The sequence below is a fragment of the Superficieibacter electus genome, assembly GCF_002915575.1.
Classification (GTDB): Bacteria; Pseudomonadota; Gammaproteobacteria; order Enterobacterales; family Enterobacteriaceae; genus Superficieibacter; species Superficieibacter electus.
On record NZ_PQGD01000001.1, the window covers coordinates 146,410 to 167,205 of the forward strand.

The 20,796-nt window shown below is 53.2% G+C and carries 16 protein-coding genes and 1 pseudogene; 3 read left to right on the top strand and 14 right to left on the bottom strand.

Annotated features, from left to right (window positions below; all coding sequences use genetic code 11):
- Entirely contained in the window at nt 1-1,122 is a 1,122-nt protein-coding gene (gmd, locus tag CHU32_RS00785) for a GDP-mannose 4,6-dehydratase (RefSeq protein WP_103674187.1), read from the bottom strand.
- A gap of 132 nt (nt 1,123-1,254) precedes the next feature.
- On the opposite strand from gmd, the gene CHU32_RS00790 reads away from it, so the two are divergent.
- Entirely contained in the window at nt 1,255-1,440 is a 186-nt protein-coding gene (locus tag CHU32_RS00790) for a hypothetical protein (protein WP_103674188.1), read from the top strand.
- On the opposite strand, the gene wcaF is transcribed toward CHU32_RS00790, so the two are convergent.
- The 9 genes from wcaF to CHU32_RS00835 form a co-directional block, all read right to left on the bottom strand.
- The gene (gene wcaF / locus CHU32_RS00795; RefSeq protein ID WP_103674189.1) at nt 1,437-1,988 is read right to left on the bottom strand and encodes a colanic acid biosynthesis acetyltransferase WcaF; all 552 of its coding nucleotides are present in this window, start codon (nt 1,986-1,988) and stop codon (nt 1,437-1,439) included. The two genes, CHU32_RS00790 and wcaF, sit on opposite strands and share 4 nt — an antisense overlap.
- A 16-nt stretch (nt 1,989-2,004) precedes the next feature.
- Entirely contained in the window at nt 2,005-2,751 is a 747-nt protein-coding gene (gene wcaE / locus CHU32_RS00800) for a colanic acid biosynthesis glycosyltransferase WcaE (RefSeq protein WP_103674190.1), read from the bottom strand.
- A 10-nt stretch (nt 2,752-2,761) separates the two neighbouring features.
- On the bottom strand, nt 2,762-3,985 hold the full coding sequence (gene wcaD, locus CHU32_RS00805; protein ID WP_103674191.1) for a colanic acid polymerase WcaD: 1,224 nt from the start codon (nt 3,983-3,985) through the stop codon (nt 2,762-2,764).
- A complete protein-coding gene (wcaC, locus tag CHU32_RS00810; RefSeq protein ID WP_103674192.1) occupies nt 3,960-5,174 on the bottom strand; it encodes a colanic acid biosynthesis glycosyltransferase WcaC in 1,215 nt (404 codons plus the stop codon). Before wcaC ends, wcaD begins: the two co-directional genes overlap by 26 nt.
- Nucleotides 5,171-5,659 (bottom strand): colanic acid biosynthesis acetyltransferase WcaB, encoded by a 489-nt coding sequence (gene wcaB / locus CHU32_RS00815; protein ID WP_103674469.1) that lies wholly within the window; start codon nt 5,657-5,659, stop codon nt 5,171-5,173. The genes wcaC and wcaB overlap by 4 nt, the downstream gene beginning before the upstream one ends.
- 2 nt (nt 5,660-5,661) lie before the next feature.
- Nucleotides 5,662-6,507, bottom strand: coding sequence for a colanic acid biosynthesis glycosyltransferase WcaA (wcaA, locus tag CHU32_RS00820; RefSeq protein WP_103674470.1), 846 nt, complete (start codon nt 6,505-6,507; stop codon nt 5,662-5,664).
- Between the two features lie 347 nt (nt 6,508-6,854).
- Nucleotides 6,855-9,017 (bottom strand): tyrosine-protein kinase Wzc, encoded by a 2,163-nt coding sequence (gene wzc, locus CHU32_RS00825; protein ID WP_103750760.1) that lies wholly within the window; start codon nt 9,015-9,017, stop codon nt 6,855-6,857.
- A gap of 2 nt (nt 9,018-9,019) precedes the next feature.
- On the bottom strand, nt 9,020-9,463 hold the full coding sequence (gene wzb, locus CHU32_RS00830; RefSeq protein ID WP_103674194.1) for a low molecular weight protein-tyrosine-phosphatase Wzb: 444 nt from the start codon (nt 9,461-9,463) through the stop codon (nt 9,020-9,022).
- Nucleotides 9,464-9,469: 6 nt separating this feature from the next.
- The gene (locus CHU32_RS00835) at nt 9,470-10,609 is read right to left on the bottom strand and encodes a polysaccharide export protein (protein WP_103674195.1); all 1,140 of its coding nucleotides are present in this window, start codon (nt 10,607-10,609) and stop codon (nt 9,470-9,472) included.
- A gap of 672 nt (nt 10,610-11,281) precedes the next feature.
- Here CHU32_RS00835 and CHU32_RS00840 point away from each other — a divergent pair.
- On the top strand, nt 11,282-12,865 hold the full coding sequence (locus CHU32_RS00840) for a TerC family protein (protein WP_103674196.1): 1,584 nt from the start codon (nt 11,282-11,284) through the stop codon (nt 12,863-12,865).
- Between the two features lie 191 nt (nt 12,866-13,056).
- On the opposite strand, the gene asmA is transcribed toward CHU32_RS00840, so the two are convergent.
- The 3 genes from asmA to udk form a co-directional block, all read right to left on the bottom strand.
- Nucleotides 13,057-14,904 (bottom strand): outer membrane assembly protein AsmA, encoded by a 1,848-nt coding sequence (gene asmA / locus CHU32_RS00845; RefSeq protein WP_103674197.1) that lies wholly within the window; start codon nt 14,902-14,904, stop codon nt 13,057-13,059.
- A 22-nt stretch (nt 14,905-14,926) separates the two neighbouring features.
- Complete coding sequence (dcd, locus tag CHU32_RS00850) at nt 14,927-15,508, bottom strand: dCTP deaminase (protein ID WP_103674198.1); 582 nt, start codon at nt 15,506-15,508, stop codon at nt 14,927-14,929.
- Between the two features lie 89 nt (nt 15,509-15,597).
- Nucleotides 15,598-16,239, bottom strand: a complete 642-nt coding sequence (gene udk, locus CHU32_RS00855; protein ID WP_103674199.1) for a uridine kinase — start codon at nt 16,237-16,239, stop codon at nt 15,598-15,600.
- 338 nt (nt 16,240-16,577) lie between these two features.
- Between udk and CHU32_RS00860 the strand changes: the two genes are divergently transcribed.
- A complete protein-coding gene (locus CHU32_RS00860) occupies nt 16,578-19,907 on the top strand; it encodes a diguanylate cyclase (RefSeq protein ID WP_103674200.1) in 3,330 nt (1,109 codons plus the stop codon).
- Here CHU32_RS00860 and alkA read toward each other — a convergent pair.
- Nucleotides 19,875-20,751, bottom strand: a pseudogene (alkA, locus tag CHU32_RS00865) (DNA-3-methyladenine glycosylase 2); the annotation flags it as partial. The gene CHU32_RS00860 and the pseudogene alkA sit on opposite strands and share 33 nt — an antisense overlap.
- Between the last annotated feature and the right edge of the window lie 45 nt (nt 20,752-20,796).

The following is a 20,796-nucleotide window of genomic DNA, read 5'->3' on the forward strand; positions in this document are numbered from 1 at the left end:
TCAGGACTCCAGCGCGATGGCAACCTCGTAACCGTGGGACTTCAGCAGGGAGTGTTTCTTCGCGGCTTCCAGATCTTTGGCAACCATTTCAGAGACCATCTCCTGTAGGGTGGTTTCCGGTTTCCAGCCCAGCGTCTGATGCGCTTTGGTCGGATCGCCGAGCAGGGTTTCCACTTCCGCCGGACGGAAGTAGCGCGGGTCGACGGCAATAATCACATCGCCTGGCTTCACGCCCGGCGCGTCATGACCAGTCACGGAAACCACGATGCCTTTTTCGTCCACGCCTTTGCCTTCAAAGCGCAGTTTGATGCCCAACTGGGCCGCCGCCATTTCGACAAACTCGCGCACCGAATACTGCACGCCGGTGGCGATAACGAAATCTTCCGGTTTTTCCTGCTGTAGCATCATCCACTGCATTTTCACGTAGTCTTTGGCGTGGCCCCAGTCGCGCAGGGAATCCATGTTGCCTAGATACAGGCAGGACTCCAGACCCTGTGCAATGTTGGCAATCGCGCGGGTAATTTTGCGGGTAACGAAGGTTTCGCCACGGCGCGGGGATTCGTGGTTGAACAGAATGCCGTTGCAGGCGTACATGCCGTAGGATTCACGGTAGTTAACGGTGATCCAGTAGGCGTACAGTTTGGCGACCGCATACGGCGAGCGCGGGTAGAACGGGGTGGTTTCTTTCTGCGGCGTTTCCTGCACCAGGCCGTAAAGCTCTGAGGTGGACGCCTGATAGAAGCGGGTTTTCTTTTCCAGGCCGAGGAAGCGGATCGCTTCCAGCAGACGCAGGGTGCCCATCGCATCAACATCGGCGGTGTATTCCGGCGATTCGAACGAGACCGCCACGTGGCTCATCGCGCCGAGGTTATAGACTTCGTCCGGCTGCACTTCCTGTAGGATACGCGTCAGGTTGGAGGTATCGGTCAGATCGCCGTAGTGCAGATGGAATTTCGGGTTAGTGGCATGCGGATCCTGATAAATGTGATCCACGCGCTCGGTGTTGAATGACGAGGCGCGACGTTTAATACCGTGAACCTCATAACCTTTCTCCAGCAGCAATTCTGCCAGATATGACCCGTCCTGCCCGGTAACGCCGGTAATGAGAGCAACTTTAGACATAATCAGTTTCCTTTGTTAAACGTGTTGACGTTTGATTCATGTAACGTTGTTGGGGGGGATGGGGAACCACCCACACCCCTGCCCTCTCCCTGAGGGAGAGGGGGAAAACCACTGGCGCTGGCCCCGGAGTACATGGCCAAGACCGCTGTAGTCGGGGGCATCGCTAAACTATTTCCCCTCACCCCTGCCCTCTCTCCCTCAGGGAGAGAGAGAAAACCACTGGCGCTGGCCCCGGAGTACATGACCGCGATCTCAACGTTGTGGGATATCGCGACAACGTTCCCCGGGCTGTCCCCTCTCCCTCAGGGAGAGGGTTAGGGTGAGGGTGGTGTCCGCTCGCGCACCACCGTCGCCGGGTTCCCCCGACAAATCATGCCGCCGGGCAGCGAGGTAAAAACGCTGCTGCGCGCGCCGACGACCGTGCCGTCGCCAATCGTGACGCCCGGCGCGACAAAGACATCCGTCGCCAGCCAGCATTTCTCGCCAACCACAATCGGCGTGGCGTTAATATCAAAATGCGTGCTCATATAATCGTGACTGCCGGTGCATAAATAACATTTCTGCGACACCACGGAATTTTCGCCAAGGGTAATCTCGCCCAGGGTATATAACACCGCGTCATCGCCTACCCAGGCGTAATCCCCAATGGTTAATTTCCATGGATAGGTAATTTTTACCGAGGGTCGAATTACGACGCCTTTACCGATCTTCGCGCCAAATAAGCGCAATAAAAACGCGCGCCAGCGATATAACACCTGTGGCGACCAGGCAAAAAGCGTTGCCTGAACCGCCCACCATAATTGCACTTTCAGCGCGTTACCGCCGCGAAAACCCCGCGGCACCGAGAAGCCGTTTAATTCCTGCATTGGTTTTCCTTATATTTTAGGATTTGTTATATAAGGCCTTAGTTTTGCCCGTCGTGCGCAGGCGTAATAAATAAGACAATTCCGCCAGTACGCCCGGCACCCGCAAAATGGTACGCTGGACTTTTTTAGCATCGCGGCACAATTCCAGATTATTGGACGTTGACACGCCGCCCATCGAAAACTCTGAAACCAGACCGTTAATCCGCTCAAACTTATAGCCTTTCTTATAGAGCTTTGCGGCTAAGGCATAATCGGAAGAGACGCGATATTGCAGATCGTACGGATAATTTTTTAATCCCATCAGCGGGAAAAAGATCGCCTGATGGCTGGCGGGCAGGCTGTGGTAAATATACCAGCCGCGTTTGGCGCTACGGCGAATTTTCGTTCCGTCACCAAAATCCAGCAGCGCATCGCCGATATACATGGCGTTCTCTTTTTTGTCCGCCAGCTGGCGAACAAACTGCGCCACGTCCGGGTGAAAAATGTCGCCGGAGTTAAGGAAGATGGCAAACTTGCCCTGCGCCATATCAATGCCTTTATTCATGGCATCATACAGGCCGTTATCTCTCTCGCTGATGTAGCGTAAGTGGTACTCACCGTTCAGATTTTCCAGGAACTCCGCGGTGCCGTCTGCGGAGCCGCCATCCACCACAATCCACTCAAACTCAATGTTCTTTTCGCGCGCCAGGTGCGCCAGCGACCGCCACGTTTTTACCACTCCATCGTAATTACGAAAGGCAACAGTAATGACACTTAACAGCATCTGACTTTCCTCATCTGGCCTGCACGATATTTAGCGCCTTGCGCAAAATAAACGGACAAACAATTAAAAACGCATATTCCGGGCTAAATATTGAGCCGGTAAAAAACAGTGACACTGGCGTAAAAAGATACAGCTGAACGCCATAGTTTTGGTTATTACCAAAAGCCTGTATCGCCATTTTTGCAACTTTGAATAAATACCATAGCGTCAGAAATACGGCGATCCATGAAAAATAAATAATTAACAGATACAGGCCATTGTCTATTGTTTTTCCGACGTCCGCACCGTTAAAGATTCCGAATGATGCGACATATTCATAAAGTGAGCCGAATCTGACAACGCCGTCAATACTGGTTAATGAATGGCCAACCATCACCAGCGGTCCCACAATACGGTAATAGGATGACGTTCCTTCGGTCCCCAGCTCTCCCAGACGTCCGGCGATATAGGGCATCGCGAAAAATACGCCAACCAGGAAAAAGGCCAGGGAGATAATCGCCAGCGGCAGTCGTTTTCTGATCGCCTCTTTATTTAAATACTGAAAGGCCCACTCCAGCAGGTAAAAAAGAATAAAGGTCATTACCCCTGAAAAAGAACCTGAAAGTACTATCCCTGCGAGGATCATACCATCGGTCTTTGGTGTTTTGATACCAAACTGTTTGATGCTGAGCCAAATTGAGATTAGTGCCAGAGCGAAAAACGCTGGTTCAAAATAAAGTGCGGTAGTACGTTTACCACCATATTTGATAAAGTTCAGTACATAGCTATTACTGTAAATAAGATATTTCGAAATTATTTCAATTAAACTACTGCCACCGCTGAGAATAATCTGCGCCATTTCAACGGCCGCCAGCATTACCACCAGCGTAACAACCAGATAGAAAAAGCGCAGGATCTTGCGATGGTTATGCGGCGAGATGGTTTTAAAGCGGATACTCCACACCATCCCAATGATAATCACGATATAGACGAACAGCATGGTCGAGGTGACATATTTGCTGGCGTCAAGTGATTGACCAAACACAAAGTTGTAGAGCGTCAACCCTGCCCCGGCTCCCAGCGCAATCATCAGCTTTTTGAGGCTGATTTTGTCAATAAACAGCAGCAACAGCAGCGGCAGAAAGGTCACGATGGTGACCGGAAAGCTCTCCCCCAGCTGGACAATTTTGACGTTGACCAGCAGGTAGATCAGCGGCAGCAGCAGATAGCTACAGATTCTGATAGAACGAGACATATTCCTCCAGCATCTGTTGTCCGCTATAGGCCACGCGGCTGCGTTGATGAAACGCCGAGTGAGTGGTATTGAAAACCGCCTGGGCGATCGCCTCTCTTCCCTGCTGTACCAGCGTTAAGATGTCATCATCATCCAGCGTCACGCCGCCGGATTTATGCAGCACTTCCTGCGCCGCCTCGCTGTGGGTGGCGATGACCGGTACGCCAATCGACAACGCCTCGCAGAGGATCAGCGGATAGTTATCCACCCTGGAGGTAAACAGCAGCGCATCCATTTGATTCAGATCGGTCATCAGCTGGCGCTTGTCGGTCAGAAAGCCGTGATTCACCACGTTCTTTCCCTCGAAAGGAGAGAATTTACCGAAGGTATGCACCTCAACCGCCTCGCCCAGAGCGATCACATCACGCACCAGCTGTTGATTCGTTTTGCCGTCGTAGCGCAGGTCGTGCGCCACCACCGCAATTTTGGGTGTTCCGGCCGGGGCGACCGGGGCCAGACCCGCCAGAATGGTCTCGGTGGCAACGTCGATACCGTTGTTGATGATCAGGCAGCGGCCCTTGCCGTACAGGGTGTTAAACGCGTCGGCAACGTGCTGACTCGGCGAAATAAACTGGCAGCCGAGGGCCAGCATTTCGTGGATCAGCAGACGCTTTTTATCCACCAGTTGATGAGCGCGATCGACGTTAACCGGCGGATAGTTGGTCAACGTCGGGCACTGTTGGCAGCCGGATTTCCAGCCATCGCAACCGTCGAGAAACGCGCAGCGTCCGGTGACGCTCCAGTGATCGTGCAGCGTCCAGACCAGTCTGACGTCATGCTTGTGCGCTTTCACCCGCTGGCAAAAATCCACCAGCCGATCAAAGTTCAGCCAGTAGCTGTGTACCACGTGAAAATGCAGTACCACCGGCCCCTCAGTGCGGGTGACGGTGCGATATAAATTATCCAGATTGCCAAACACATCACGATTGAACAGGCGAAACAGCGCCAGATTTGCCATAGAGGTCAGGCGTGGCGTATGGCGGATGACATTCGGGTAAGCATCGTGACTGACGCTCTTTTTGCCGCCCTTGCCGTAGCCATAAACGAAGCGCGAGTACAGCCCCTGTTGCAGCGCACGCTGATGGAGATCCAGCGCGACCCCTGCCGCCCCGCCCTCGGCGAGACGAACGTTAAATTGCAGAATATTCATTGGCTCACCTTTATGCGCGCTTTCTCACCGACGACCAGCGCATTATCCGGCACGCTGTCAAGCACCACGCTACCCGCGCCCACTCTGACGTTATTGCCGATGGTGATATCGCCGGTAATGATGACGTTCGCGCCCAGTTCAACGCCGTTGCCAATCACCGGACAGGCGAGACTTTCCGCGCCACGATTGCCGATAGTCACGCCGTGGCGCAGGGTGAAATCATCACCGGCGATGACGTTTTTGTTTATCACCACCGCGTAGCCATGATGAATAGTGAAGCGGCGACCAATCGTCGCCCCCGCCTGAATTTCATAGCCGAACAGACATTCGGTCAGGAAGCGATAAAGCACCAGCACCGGCGCGGCCCACAGATTGTTGAGCACGTTTTTCTTGCGCCACACCGAGCAGAAATGGGCGATGCGGTAGGCCACTACCATGCAGCACGGACGCAGGCTCCAGCTATTCGCGCGTAAATCTTCCAGCAGCATTACTTCCCCCGCAGGCCGTCGGCCAGACGTTTACCGTTGCGCACCGAGAGCAGCGTCAGCAGCGTGCGCCAGTTCATGCGTTTGTTACGGATCTGATAGAGCGTAAACAGCTGATATTTTTTGCTGGCGCGGTCGAATTTGTCTTTGTGCTTGCGGTAAAACTGGAAATAGCCTGAGAATTTTTTCGGCGATGAGGTGATGCGCATTTCGCCGTGATTAACGTGCAGAATTTGCGTCGCCTCTTCCACTTTCCACGGCTCGCCGTACTCCACCACCATGCGCAGGAACATATCGTGGTCCTGCGCTGCCTTCAGGTTGATATCAAACAGGCTCTCTTTAAAGCGCTGAGCGTAGCTGAACACCTGATTGCCAATAATATTGCGCTTATAGAAGCGTTTGCGTGTATAGGGCGACTTCGGATACAGCGGCAGGCTGGCAGGTTGAGAGTAAACCTCGCCTTCGCACACGTAGTCATTGGCGTACAGAAACGCATGGGTGACCAGTTGATGCTGATGCTCAAGGAACAACGAGAGGCGATTCGGCGTCCATTCGTCGTCATCATCAATACCGGTAATAAAACGCCCTGTTGCCTGCCCGATGGCCTGATTTCTCACCGCGCAGGCTCCGGAGTTAAAATCGTTATGAATATACTTCATGCGCGGGTCGTTCAGTTCGGCGACAAACTGTTGTAGCTGCTCGAAGCTGGCGGAACAGTCGTCAACGATAAACATTTCCCAGTGCGGATAATCCTGACGCAGCACCGATTTTATCGCGCGGATCGCCAGCTGCTGCCGATTCCAGGTTGGCATATAGATGGAGATCAGTGGTGTATTGGTCGTGCTCATTTTCCATTCTCCGAAGGATGTTTCACCCTCACCCCTGCCCTCTCCCTGAGGGAGAGGGAGAAAACCCATATAACAGGCCGCGTAGCCTGTTCCAGAAACCCTGGCTGCAATCAATGCCGGGCGGTCCCCTCTCCCTGAGGGAGAGGGAGAAACCCCACATAACAGGCCGCGTAGCCTGCGCCGGAAACCCTGGCTGCAATCAATGCCGGGCGGTCCCCTCTCCCTGGGAGAGAGGGAGAAACCCCACATAACAGGCCGCGTAGCCTGCGCCGGAATCCCTGGCTGCAATCGATGCCGGGCGGTCCCCTCTCCCTGGGGGAGAGGGCTAGGGTGAGGGCGGTAACGCGTTACTTAGAATCTGACTTGTACTCGTACTCGTAGTACCCGTAATCCTGATAGCCCGTCGCACGTCGGAAGATGGAGTTCAGGACCACGCCTTTCACCGGAATACCGTTTTGTTCAAAGCGACTGATACTGGTTTCAACTTCGCGCAGGGTGTTCACCGCATAGCGCACCACCATCAGCGTGGTCCCGGCATAGCGTGCCACCACGGCGGCGTCGGTGACGGCGAGGATTGGCGGGGTATCAATTAACACCAGGTCATAGTTTTTGCTGGCCCAGCTAATCAATTCGCCAAAACGATCGCTCATCAACAGCTCTGACGGGTTTGGCGGCACCTGGCCGCGCGGGACGAGGTCAAAGTTGGTGATCGAGGTGGGTCTGGCGCAGGAAGCAATCTCGCCTTTTTCGATCAGAATGTCCGACAGGCCGTTAATGTTGGTGGTGCCCATCAGTTCATGGGTGTAGCCCTTACGCATATCGCAGTCGATCAGCAGCACGCGTTTGTTGGTCTGGCTGATCACCGCCGCCAGATTGGCGCAGACAAAGGTTTTACCAATTGACGGGCTGACCCCGGTCATCATCACTACGTTGTTGCTGGCCTGCATCATGGCAAAGTGCAGGCGGGTGCGCAGGCTACGAATGGCTTCAATCGCCAGGTCGGTCGGATTGCCCACGGCCAGAAGCTGACTCTGTTTATAGCGCTTCACGCCTTTGGAGGTGGTCACACGGTCGCGCGTTTTCTGCCATTCCGAGAGCGGGATGCTGGCGTAAACGCTAATGCCACGTTCTTCCAGGACCTGCGGACTTTCCACACCGCGTCGCAGCAGGGAGAACAGCAGCACGCCAACGATAGAGGCGATCAGCCCGAACAGGATGCTGCCGAGGATAATCAGCCCTTTCTTCGGTTTCAGCACGCCCGGTTGGGTGATGGCGTCATCGACGATACGCACATCGCCAACGGTGCTGGCTTCGGTGATTTTCAACTCCTGTTGCTTGTTCAGCAGTTGCATGTAGACCTGCTGGCCGGATTCCACGTCACGGGTCAGACGCAGGATCTCCTGCTGAGTTTTCGGCATCGCCGTCACGCGTTTGTTAAGCTGCGCTTTTTCCTGCTCAAGCGCCTGACGTTTTTCCATCAGCGTGCGGTAAGCCGGGTGACGTTTGGTGTAGAGCTTGGAGATTTCGGCTTCTTTGAAGGTCAGTTCGTTGAGCTGGGCATCAATGTTAACCATCGAATCCAGCACCGATTTTGCTTCCAGCGGCAAATCGACCGAATCTTTTGTCTGGCGGAAAGCGTTGAGTTTATTCTCCGCCACGTCCAGGTTGGCTCGCACTTCCGGTAGCTGTTTCTGAAGGAAGGCAAGGCTTTTCGACGCTTCTTCCGATTTGCGCGCCACGTTTTGTTTTACGTAATTGTGGGTAATGCTGTTCAGAATGTCGCGAATCTGCTCGCGGTCTTCACCGGTATAGGTCAGGGTGAGTACGCCAGTATCCTTTCCGTCTTCGGTCACGGTCAGGTTATTTTGCAGCGTATTGATCATGCCGAGCGTGGAGAATTTGGTGACCGTAAACTCCGTATCAGGACGCGCATGAATGGCGTCGACCATCAGTTTTACACCATCCTGCTCCAGCAGTTTCCCCACCTGGCCGTCAGCACTGACCCCGCCGTCGCTGGTCAGACGATAGTGCTGTTTGTCCAGCACTTGCAGCGTAAAGACGTCCTGCCCCATTCCCTTCGGCAAGGTAAAGGTCGTGACGTTGACCGTCTCATTCTGGCGGCCCATCAGACGTTCCCAGCCATCGCCGATCAGCGGCAGGGTATTTTTGGTGACGGCGATATCGAGGTCCAGATCGTCCACCGTCTGTCCCAGTACCAGACGCGACTGCACCAGCTTGATTTCCGCTTCTGAGGCGGGCGGCTTGTTGGTCAACGCGCTGTTAATATCCTGCACCAGCGCGCTACCCTGGTTCTGCTCAATGCGCACCAGCGCATCAGCACTGTAAATCGGCGTGGCAAACAAGGTGTAAATAATGGCGATCAGCGCAAACAGCGCCGTAACGCCGAGCACCCACCATTTCGCCTCAATGACAGTGCCAACGAGGCGGCCAATATCGATTTCATCGCTGGCCGCACCGGAGGCGGCAGAAGGTTGTACTTTATCAGTCATTGTTATCCCTGCTGAACGTTCAGTGCCTGCGCCCACTGGCGGGCAGATTGATCGAGTAAGGCATACACCGCATCAAACGCATCGCGGCTTTTGCGGTACGGGTCGGGGATTTCACGCTCGCTATCCCAGTGACCAAACAGCATCACTTTGCCGCGCATCTCCGGGACGATTTCACACAGCGCGGCGATATGCTTTTTCTCCATCACGAGGATCAGGTCGTGCTCCTGGCACATGCGCCGGGTGATCTGCCGGGCGATATGGCCGTCAAGCGAAAGCTGATGCGCCCCGGCTGCGCTGACCGCACTGGCATCGGCCCCCTTCCCCGCCAGCGCGCCGAGCCCGGCAGAGGTCACGGTGAGCTGGGATGAATAGTGCCGTAGCAGGCGCTCAGCCGTGGGGGAACGACAAATATTCCCCACACAAACCACTAAGATTTTGTTAAACATCACGCGTTACCAGTTATGAAGGTCGGTCGCCGTATCGGTCATGTAGCGCACGCCGCTGATCGTTGGCAGCAACTGGCTCACCAGACGATTCCAGCGGGCTACCGGTGCGGTCGTGACGTACACCACGTCATACGGCTGGAGACGGAAGTTGGTCGCCATGACCAGCGAGGTGGCATCCGACATGTTGAGCTGATAAATATTGGCAATTTTGCCGCGCGCGGTGCCCTCGCCTTTCAGCGGACGGATCACGAAGATGCCGCTGGCGTTGGAGGTGGTCAGGTCGATACCTTCCGCTTGTCCCAGCGCTTCGGTCAGGGTCATGCCGCTGAAGTCCATTTTGAGGGTGCTCTGTTTTTTCACTTCGCCCATCACGAACACTTTCAGATCGTCATTGCGCGGCACGAACAGAATATCGCCCGGATACAGCAGGCGGTTCTGGCTCAGGTCGCCGTTCTGCATCAACGCCTGGAGAGAAATACGCTGTTCCTTGCCGTTGTGGGTCAGGATCACATTGCGCCAGTCCGCGGAGTCAGTCAGGCCACCGGCGGTGTTAATGGCGTCAAGAATGGTCAGCGGAACGTTGGTAATCGCCTGCTGGCCGGATTTATTGACCTGCCCGGAGATATAGGCTTTTTGTGAGCGGAAGGCGGCAATATTCACGTCCACCTGCGGGTCGGTAATATAGCTCGCCAGCCGGTTAGAGATATCTGCGCGAATTTCGGCCAGCGTTTTACCGCCCACTTTGATTCGGCCAACGTAGGGGTAAAAAATGGTGCCATCAGGCTGGACCCAGTTCCCGGAATCGCTGGAGCTGCGGTACTGGCCCGCCGGGGTGGTCAGTTCCGGGTGATCCCAGACGGTGACGTTAAGCACATCGCCCGGCCCGATGCGGTACTGATAATTGCTTAGCTCCTGATCCAGCGACATGTTGGGCTGCGCCACGTTGGGACGTGGGCGTAATTGCTCAATCAGCCGGGGCGTCAGCGGATAAACATTCACCATCCGATCGAGATCGAAATCAGCGTCCTGTTGTTTCACCACATCCTTGCCCATAGTCGACATATTACTGCCGGGAAAGACGGTACAACCGCTAAGCAGAATTGCAGACACCAATAATGGCATCAATTTTAGTTTGGATTTCATCATTGATTAATTATCACTTTGGCAGAGTAATTATCCTGTGCGATTTAAATAAACAGGGACTGAGAGAGCTAAAGAATGCCGGGAAACATAAGAAAGTTAACTGGCATATATCCGAAAAAAAGTTTATTCATCCGCAGGCTATTGACAGAATTGTCGAGGTTTATTGGCTGGCTTTCCGGCACGCTACCGCCCCTGGCTTTCAGTTACCAATTCACTATCGAATCATTCAGTTACAGGCACCACTCCGCATAAACGGCTATCGCGGAAAGTATTTACGGTGCAGGAAGAGAAACGATTACCCCCAAAGGAATAACCTTTCTATATGACCAAAAATCAATCTCCTCGTTTATGCAGGGAGAATTGTTGCAGCTAAGCTAAATACTGGCAAGGCGCTAATACTGACCATCCAGACTTTTAAGAATAATATTAAGCGCAAACTTTTAACGTTTTAGGATTTTATTGATATTGACAATAACATACAAATTAGAATGAATAATAAATATTAAGATAAAGTCTTAAAATAAGTTAACCTCTTGCAAATAAAAATAAAGTGTTATTTCGTACAGTTAATGATTGGTTGCCAGGATAAATCTCAGCAATTTATTGCATTTTGCCGTCGCTTTATCCATGATCAATTCCTGACAAATGTCATGTTACTTAGGGTGTTGCTTCAATATGGAATGGATTGCCGATCCTTCAATCTGGGCGGGTCTGGTGACGCTGGTAGTCATCGAACTGGTTCTTGGCATCGATAACCTGGTGTTTATCGCTATTCTGGCTGAAAAATTACCGCCCGCAGAGCGTGATCGCGCCAGAATTACGGGTTTGCTCATGGCGATGGTGATGCGCCTGGCTCTGCTTGCCTCAATTTCGTGGCTGGTCACATTAAAGCAGCCTTTATTCACCCTTCACCACTTTGCTTTTAGCGCCCGCGATCTGATTATGCTGGGCGGCGGTCTGTTTCTGCTGTTTAAGGCCACGGTTGAGCTTAATGAACGGCTGGAGGGGAAAGACAGTGAAAATCCTACTCAGCGGCGTGGCGCAAAATTCTGGGCGGTAGTGGCGCAGATCGTGATTCTCGATGCGGTATTTTCGCTGGATTCGGTGATCACCGCCGTCGGGATGGTTGATCATCTGCCGGTGATGATGGCGGCGGTGATTATCGCTATTAGCTTGATGCTCCTGGCCAGCAAGGCGCTGACCCGTTTTGTGAATAATCACCCGACGATTGTGATCCTCTGCCTCAGTTTTCTGTTGATGATTGGCTTTAGCCTGATTGCCGATGGCTTTGGCTATCATATTCCGAAGGGCTATCTGTACGCCGCAATAGGTTTTTCAGTGATCATTGAATCACTTAACCAACTGGCGAATTTTAACCGTCGTCGCTTTCTGTCGGCTAATCAGACATTGCGCCAGCGCACTACTGAGGCCGTCATGCGCTTGCTCAGCGGCAGAAAAGAAGATGCTGAACTGGACGCACAAACGGCGTCGATGCTTGCCGATCACGATAACCGCCAGATATTCAACCCACAGGAAAGGTTGATGATTGAACGAGTGCTCAACCTTAATCAGCGCACGGTAAGCAGTATTATGACTTCCCGCCACGATATTGAGCATATCGATCTCAGTGCCCCTGAAGAAGAAATTCGCGCCCTGCTGGATAAGAATCAGCACACCCGTTTGGTGATCACCGGCGGTGAAGCCGAGGAGGATTTGCTGGGCGTGGTGCATATTCTTGATTTGCTCCAGCAGTCGCTGCACGGTGAGGCGCTGAATCTGCGCGTGCTGGTACGCCAGCCACTGGTGTTCCCCGAAGGGCTGCCGCTGCTTTCCGCGCTTGAGCAGTTCCGCAATGCGCGTACTCATTTTGCCTTCGTGGTGGATGAGTTCGGTTCGGTAGAAGGCGTAGTGACGCTTAGTGATGTTATGGAAACGATTGCCGGGAATCTGCCGAATGAGGTGGAGGAGATAGACGCCCGTCATGATATACAAAAAGATGCGGACGGTGGCTGGACGGCGAACGGACATATGCCACTGGAGGATTTGGTACAGTACGTACCACTCCCCTTAGATGAGCGCCGCGAATATCACACTATTGCCGGTCTGCTGATGGAGTATTTGCAGCGAGTCCCTAAAGCCGGTGAAGAAGTGGTGGTCGGGGGCTATACGCTGAAGACGCTGGAAGTCGAGAGCCACCGCGTACAGAAAGTGAAAATCACTGCGCCAGCGGAAGACGATTTATCGGATTACGAGGTGTGAGTGACAAAGGGCAGCGGGAGGCCCTGCCCCTTAATGCCGGATGCGGCTTCGCCTTATCCGGCCTACAAAATCCGCCCGGCCAAACCAGGGAAAGAGGCACTTTTACAGCCGCTAACGCGCCGCGTTCATCTCCACACCTGGCCCGCGCAAGCGCAACACCGCCGGGCAAAGCGGTTATGCGCCGCGCCGTTTTATTTCTTATCCAGCAGCTTTTTCACGTCCTGCGCGTCCCGGCTGTCTTTGTTACGTTCAACCCATTCATTAATCCGCCGTTTGGCTTCATCCTGAAGATATTTACGTAACGCTTGATCCATCTGCAGACTGTAATTAAGCGCCTGCCATTTACCGTAAACCCGTAGCGGAATAGCGGTACTTTTCAGCTTTTCAATCAGTTCAGGATCGCCCTGCCAGCCATCAAGTACCCGGACATTAAATAACATATCACCCTGTTGCTGAAGCAGATCCAGCGTGCCCTTACCATCAAGCGCCAGCAGCGGCGAACGGCCAGAGAGGCTTTCCAGTGCCACTTTCCCACTGGCAAGCGACATATTGCCACTCAGAGAATCCAGCCTCGTGGCGCTTTCATAGTTTTCCTGCGCCCGCACATTAGTGCTGCGCTCAACCGCCTGCTGCACCAGTTGCTGAAAGTTAAGCCCCTCAGCCCGTACGTCGGCGATGCGGATTTGTGCCTGCCCCTGCCAGTTACGACGAAATGCTTGCGCGTCAATTTTGTGGCCGGAAAACTCGCCGCTAAGATTAGTTTTGCCGGTCAGGGCGATCGGATAATCGAACGCTTTGAGAACGGCATCAATTTCAATATTCTCAAGCTGCGGTCTGAACACAGCCACTGGCGTGGACGTCCGTGCATCCAGCGAGCCGGGAAGCGAGAGATGGCCGCTACCGAGGTTAGCCTGTAACTCGTTAAATTTAAGCAACCCGGCCTGGTTAGTTACCTGAGTGCTGACCTGAGAAAATGGCATTCCGCGCCATTGAAGCTGTTTGGCTTTCAATACCAGTTGCGCATCAAACCCTTTCAGATCGCGATAATCAGCAACCTCGCCGTCGGCCGCAATGACCGGACGCGGCTGGCTTTTCTGACTTTGCCCCTGCTGGCTTACCGAGCCGCTGGTTACCGCGTCCTCGCGCTGGAGCAAATTATCAAGATTAAGTTTTTCGAACTGTAAATTGAGCGCCCACAGTGGATGGTCGGCCAGCACCACGCTTCCTTCTCCGCTGAGCGCACTGTCGCTGGCGGTCAGGTTAAGCTGGCTGAAGGCAATTTTTTTCTGCTCTTCCTGCCACTGCGCACGCAGACTCCCCTCTCCGCCAATCCCCTGGGCTGGCAAATCTGCGCCCTGCAGTTTCCAGTTGAGTTGTTCAATTGATGCAGTAAGCACATGCGGATAATCCCCCGCATCTACCTGCGCTTTTAGCGACAACGCTAAATCACGCTGGTTGCGGGTAATGTTACCGGAAAAATCAACATCGGCCTGGTGCTGTGGATTCTGCTGCATCTTCAGGCGAATATTACGAATAGTGACCTGCTCGTCGCTGTCGTGTTGAAAAACCAGCACGCTATCCGCAACTTGCAGACCGGCGATATCAAACGACCAGCCGCGATCTTCCGCCACCTGCGGCAGCGAATTTTCTTTCGGTGCCACTGGCGCGTCTTTTTCGTGCACCGCCTCGGTTTGCGGCGTTAACTGGATCACCGAGCCTTTCAACATTACCTGCTTAACCTGCAGTTGATGTGAGAGCAGCGGCAGTAAGGAAACATCCAGGCGCATATTATCAGCCACGATGAGCGGCTGACTGGCCCCCGGAGCCGTCAGGGACATTCTCCCGGAGATAATGCTCAACTGCGGCCAGACGTGCCAGCGCAGAGGGCCATCCAGCTTGAGCTGATAGCCGCTACGCTCGGCGACCTGACGCACCATATAGGCGCGGAAGTCGTTTGGATTCACCAACATTACCAACGCAGAAAGGCCGGCAACCAGGACCACCAGCAGGATCATCAGCGTCGTCAGTATTCGTCTCATGGCTTCCTCAATAACACCGAACTCAGTCTTTATCGATACGGCTGGCGACAGCACCCTGCTGATCGCGATATTTCGCATCTTCACGGCGGTTATAAGGCCGCGCAGCCGGACCAGAAAGCGGTTCAAAGCTTAGCGCACCGATCAACATTCCTGGGCGCAGCGCCAGCGGAAGTTTGCCGGAATTATAGAACTCCAGCACGATACACCCTGACCAGCCGGGATCGATGCGATGGGCGGTAACGTGTACCATTAACCCAAGACGTGCCAGCGACGAACGCCCGTCAAGCCAGCCAACTAAATCGGCCGGTAGCGTTACCGATTCATACGTCACCGCCAGCGCCAGCTCTCCCGGATGCAGATAGAACGCATCACCGTCCGCCAGCACAATTTCATCGCTCATCACGCGATCGAGCGCTGCGCTGACTTCCGCCTTTGGCCCGCTTAAATCGATAAACGCCGCCGTGTGGCCGCTAAAAGTGCGGAATTTATTGCCAAGGCGAACATCTACCGTCGCACCGTTAATTCGCTCCACCGGAGGACGAGGATTAATCGACAGGCGGCCTTCATCCAGCCAGGCTTCAATATCTCGGTCACACAGACGCATGCGCTTTCTCCTTTCGTGCAGCGTGCCCTTACGCCACCTGGCGTCCGGGGTTAACAGAATCTCTCTGCACGTTACACAATTCGCGTGATTTATTCAAAAAACTGACTAATTTTGGCTTTCAGAATATCAATGGCAATCCGGTTCTTGCCGCCACGCGGCACAATAATGTCGGCGTATTGTTTTGACGGTTCGATAAACTGGAGAAACATTGGCCGGACCGTTTTCTGGTACTGGGCCATGACCGAATCCATTGAGCGGCCGCGTTCGTTAACATCACGTTTAATGCGGCGCATCAGGCAGATATCAAGGGGTGTATCGACAAAAATCGAGAAGTTCATCGCCTCGCGCAGACGGGCATCGGTCAGCAATAAAATGCCTTCCAGAATAATAACTTTCTTCGGTTCCACGCGGATGGTTTCCGGCGTGCGGGTATGCTCAACGTAGCTGTACACAGGTAACTCAATAGAGTTGCCATTCTTGAGCGCCTGTAAATGCTGGAATAATAAACTGTGATCCATCGCGCTGGGATGGTCATAGTTCGTTTTTACACGCTCTTCCATAAGCAGATGGCTTTGATCTTTGTAGTAGCTGTCTTCCGGAATAACGCCGATATGCTCATCACCAACCTGTTCACGCAATTCGCGATATAGCGTACTGGCAATAAGACTTTTACCTGAAGCCGATGCGCCTGCGATACCTATGATGACGCACTGATGAGACTTATCAGTCATAAATTAGCGACCTGATTTACCTGGATGTAAGGGAGGGCGACGCCGAAGCGCCAAACGCGGCAATTATAGGGATTTGTGCGTGATGATACCAGTCGAATGCGCGTAATGGTTTCAGACTCTGCCTAATGGCGGATTACGCACCTTTAGTAAAATTTTTATGCTTAATTTTGATGCAGTTTCGCTTTTTTTTAACCAGACTCATTAATTAATATCTTTATGATGTCAAATTATGAGCAGTCACCATAGGAATTGTAAATTGTTTGTACTAGCATAATCCCAATTTGACATCTTAACGTCCGGGCTTGCTCCTGGCGCAGAGCCTGGCGGATAGAATAGTAATGAAGAAACCGTACCAGCGAGTATTGATTACACCTACGCATCCATTAATGCGTTTTATCAGCCTGGGGCTGTTGACCTTCATTTTTACCCTTTTCTCGCTTGAGCTGACCCGCTTTGGTACGCTTATCGCCCCGCTGTGGTTCCCCACGGCAATTATGATGGTGGCCTTTTACCGCCACGCAGGCAAAGTCTGGCCCGGCATTGCGATAGCCTGCTCACTGGGGAGTGTTGGCGCATCTCTTATTGTCAATCCGTTACAGGCGCTGAATCTGTGGTATACCTGCATTAATATCATTGAGGCCGTCGTCGGCGCGCTGCTGCTGCGCAAATTGTTGCCGCAGTATAATCCTCTGAAGGGGTTGGCTGACTGGGTACGTCTGGCCATTGGCAGCGCTGTTATTCCTCCGCTGGTAGGCGGCCTGCTGATCCTGCCGCTGGCAAACGGTGGCGATACCGTACAAATCTTTCTCGTCTGGGTGATCTCTGAAATGATTGCCGCCCTCGCGCTGGTGCCGCTGGGACTACTGTATAAACCGCATTATTTATTACGTCATCGCGAACCGCGCCTGCTCATTGAAACGTTGGTTACGCTGTCTGCGACGCTTGCCCTCAGCGCAGGTGCAATGCTGTATTTACCGTGGCCATTTACCTGCATCATCGTGCTGCTGATGTGGAGCGCAGTACGGCTACCGAGGATGGAAGCTTTTCTTATTTTCCTGCTGACGGTCATGCTGGTCTCCCTGATGATGGCAACCAACCCACGCGATCTCACCGCTACCCATATAGCGGCGATGACCAACGCGCCATGGCTGCCTTTTCTGATGATGCTCCTTCCGGCCAACATTATGACCATGGTGATGTATGCATTTCGCGCCGAGCGTAAGCACATTACGGAAAGCGAAGAGCGTTTTCGCAATGCGATGGAATATTCCGCCATTGGTATGGCACTGGTAGGAACCGAAGGGCAATGGCTGCAGGTTAATAAAGCGCTGTGCCATTTTCTTGGTTATAGTCAGGATGAACTGCGCAGCCTCACCTTCCAGCAATTGACCTGGCCGGAGGATCTGAATTCTGACCTTGACCAGCTTAATATGCTTATACGCGGCGAAATTAACAGTTACTCGCTGGAAAAACGCTATTACACCCGTAAGGGCGATGTGGTCTGGGCGTTACTGGCAGTATCCCTGGTGCGCCATGCTGACGGCTCACCCCTCTATTTTATTTCGCAGATTGAAGACATTACCGATCTTAAACACACTGAGTGGGTGAACAAGCGGCTCATGGAGCGTATTACCCTCGCCAATGAAGCCGGGGGTATCGGCATCTGGGAATGGGAGCTGAAGCCTGATGTCATTAGCTGGGATCAGCGGATGTTTGAGCTGTATGACATTCCGCCAAATACCAAACCGACCTGGCAATTATGGTACCAGCGTTTACTCCCCGAAGATCGCGACAGCGCCTCTGCAACCGTACGCAACGCGTTGCACAGCCGTGCGCCATTCAAGCTTGAATTTCGCATTCAGGTCAAAGAAGGCGTACGCCATATTCGTTCGCTGGCCAGCCGCGTGCTGAATAAGCAGGGAGAAGTTGAGCGGCTGCTGGGGGTCAATATGGATATGACTGAAGTGAAGCAGCTTAACGAAGAGCTGTTTCAGGAAAAAGAACGTTTGCATATTACGCTGGATTCCATCGGTGAGGCTGTGGTCTGTACCGATGACAATATGCGCGTGACGTTTATGAATCCGGTTGCTGAGAAAATGAGCGGCTGGACCCAGGAACAGGCCATCGGTCAGCCGTTGCTTCAGGTGCTGCGCATCTCCTTTGGAGAAGATGGTCCCTTGATGGAGAATATTCACAGCGGCGATATGTCACGCTCAGCAATTGAGCAAGATCTGATTTTAAAATGCCGTAACGGCGGCAGCTACGATATTCACTATAGTATTACGCCACTGAGTACTCTGGACGGACAAACCATTGGTTCTGTATTGGTTATTCAGGACGTTACTGAATCGCGCAAAATGCTGCGCCAGCTCAGCTATAGCGCTTCGCACGATGCGCTGACCCACCTGGCAAACCGGGTAAGCTTTGAGAGCCACCTCAAACGACTGCTGCAAACCGTTCATGAAACGCATCAACGTCACGCGCTGGTATTCGTCGATCTCGATCGCTTTAAAGCCGTAAATGATACCGCTGGTCACGCCGCCGGCGATGCACTATTGCGTGAGTTATCATCGCTGATGCTCAGTATGCTGCGCACCAGCGATATTCTCGCCCGTCTTGGTGGTGATGAATTTGGCCTCCTTCTGCCCGACTGCAATATCGAAAGCGCCCGTTACATCGCCGGGCGGATCATCGAAGCGATCAATGACTATCACTTTATGTGGGAAGGCCGCCTGCACCGCATCGGAGCCAGTGCCGGCATAACGCTGATTGATGAAACCAATCATCAGGCTTCAGAAATTATGTCGCAGGCCGATATCGCTTGTTACGCATCGAAGCATAATGGCCGCGGTATTGTTACGGTCTATGAGCCTCAGCAAGAACGGGTCCACGGTTCACGCAGCATGATGCCGCTGGAAGAGCAGTGGCAAATGATAAAAGAAAATGCGCTGTTAATGATGGCGCGCGGCGTGGCGTCACCTCGCATACCAGAGACAAGTCATTTCTGGCTGTTGTCACTGCGCTTGTGGACCAGCGAAGGAGAAATGATTGAAGAACAGGCATTCCGTGCCGGACTTTCCGACCCGGAATTACTGCACGCTCTGGATCGGCGTATTTTCAGTGAATTCTTCGCACATCACGCACAGGCTATTGCGAATAAGGGACTGAGTATAACGTTGCCGCTCTCCACCGCCGGGCTGACCAGTCTGACCCTGGTGGATGAACTACTGGCTAAACTTGAGCAAAGCGATATGCCAGCACGTCTGCTGCATCTGGTAATTCACTCAGAAGCCATTATGCGCAACGGTCACCAGATTGAGGAAGGATTAAGAAAGCTCCGCCAGGCGGGGTGCAAGATCATCCTCAGTCATATTAACCAGGATCTGGAGCTGTTCAATCATCTCACACCTCACATGGCGGATTACATTCTCTTTGACCCTGAGCTGGTGGCGAATATCCAGACCAACCTGCTGGATGAGATGATGGTGACGATTATTCAGGGGCATACGCACCGCCTGGGAATGAAGAGTATCGCCGGGCCCACCAATACTCCGGTCATGATGGACGCGCTCTCCGGGATTGGTATTGATCTCATTTATGGCGACACCATTGCCCAAAACCAGCCGCTGGACTTGTTGCTTAACACCAGTTATTTCGCCATCAACTAGCCTGCTCCGGCTGCCAGTCTTCAGTAAACCAGATATGCAGCAACGCGTAAGAACGCCAGGGCTGCCAGCGTTCAGCGTAGCGGCGGATCTGGGCTGGCGTCATCCCACTAAAACGTTGCTTGATAGCATAGTCGTCCGGTAAGAAAATGTCCTTGGCCTGCCAGCCTCGCAGCGCGAAGTAACTTGCCGTCCAGCGACCAATACCAGGGAACGTTTGCAGCCTTTTTACCCCTTCTTCCACATCCACCGGGGCGTGGAGTGGAAAATAACCGTCGAGAGTTGCCTGAGCAAGATGAATAATTGCCTGGGCACGCTTCACAGGCATGCCCAGCGATTTCAGCTGCAGCGGATCGGCCGCCGCCAGTGCTTCTGGCGTTGGAAAGGTATAATAGCCGGGCGCATCCACCAGTGGTTCACCGCAGGCAGCAACCACTTTCCCGGTCAATTTCGCGGCCATCGCTACACTGACCAGTTGCCCGAGAATGGCTCGTACGCTCTGCTCAAAAGGATCGACTGAGCCAGGCAGACGCAGCCCGGGACGCGCGCTGGCAAGATTGCCCAGTGCGGCGGCAATGGTCCGGGGATCGCAGCGTAAATCCAGGAGCCGTTCAATGCGTGATAAACATAATGCCGCTACCGGCAGCAGCCCTTCACTTAGCTCAACCGTGAGCGTATGCGTATCTGTTCGTGGAGTCAGGGTCATCACACCGCGATGCCCTTCTACTATCACGCTACGGATATAAACGTCACCAGTAAAGGTTTCAATACCGCTGACTGCACGCGCGCGCAAAAAAGTAAACATCCACTTCCAGTCATAGGGGGGTTGCCAGTGTAGCGTATACATTTATTCTCCATGCTGGCGTGCAAATCAATCATTTAATTATATGAT

Excerpts from the sequence above, each read along its gene's own strand:
- gmd (WP_103674187.1), bottom strand. The coding sequence starts at position 1,122 with ATGTCTAAAGTTGCTCTCATTACCGGCGTTACCGGGCAGGACGGGTCA.
- CHU32_RS00790 (WP_103674188.1), top strand. The coding sequence starts at position 1,255 with ATGGCCAAGACCGCTGTAGTCGGGGGCATCGCTAAACTATTTCCCCTC.
- wcaF (WP_103674189.1), bottom strand. The coding sequence starts at position 1,988 with ATGCAGGAATTAAACGGCTTCTCGGTGCCGCGGGGTTTTCGCGGCGGT.
- wcaE (WP_103674190.1), bottom strand. The coding sequence starts at position 2,751 with ATGCTGTTAAGTGTCATTACTGTTGCCTTTCGTAATTACGATGGAGTG.
- wcaD (WP_103674191.1), bottom strand. The coding sequence starts at position 3,985 with ATGTCTCGTTCTATCAGAATCTGTAGCTATCTGCTGCTGCCGCTGATC.
- wcaC (WP_103674192.1), bottom strand. The coding sequence starts at position 5,174 with ATGAATATTCTGCAATTTAACGTTCGTCTCGCCGAGGGCGGGGCGGCA.
- wcaA (WP_103674470.1), bottom strand. The coding sequence starts at position 6,507 with ATGAGCACGACCAATACACCACTGATCTCCATCTATATGCCAACCTGG.
- wzc (WP_103750760.1), bottom strand. The coding sequence starts at position 9,017 with ATGACTGATAAAGTACAACCTTCTGCCGCCTCCGGTGCGGCCAGCGAT.
- wzb (WP_103674194.1), bottom strand. The coding sequence starts at position 9,463 with ATGTTTAACAAAATCTTAGTGGTTTGTGTGGGGAATATTTGTCGTTCC.
- CHU32_RS00835 (WP_103674195.1), bottom strand. The coding sequence starts at position 10,609 with ATGATGAAATCCAAACTAAAATTGATGCCATTATTGGTGTCTGCAATT.
- CHU32_RS00840 (WP_103674196.1), top strand. The coding sequence starts at position 11,282 with ATGGAATGGATTGCCGATCCTTCAATCTGGGCGGGTCTGGTGACGCTG.
- asmA (WP_103674197.1), bottom strand. The coding sequence starts at position 14,904 with ATGAGACGAATACTGACGACGCTGATGATCCTGCTGGTGGTCCTGGTT.
- dcd (WP_103674198.1), bottom strand. The coding sequence starts at position 15,508 with ATGCGTCTGTGTGACCGAGATATTGAAGCCTGGCTGGATGAAGGCCGC.
- udk (WP_103674199.1), bottom strand. The coding sequence starts at position 16,239 with ATGACTGATAAGTCTCATCAGTGCGTCATCATAGGTATCGCAGGCGCA.
- CHU32_RS00860 (WP_103674200.1), top strand. The coding sequence starts at position 16,578 with ATGAAGAAACCGTACCAGCGAGTATTGATTACACCTACGCATCCATTA.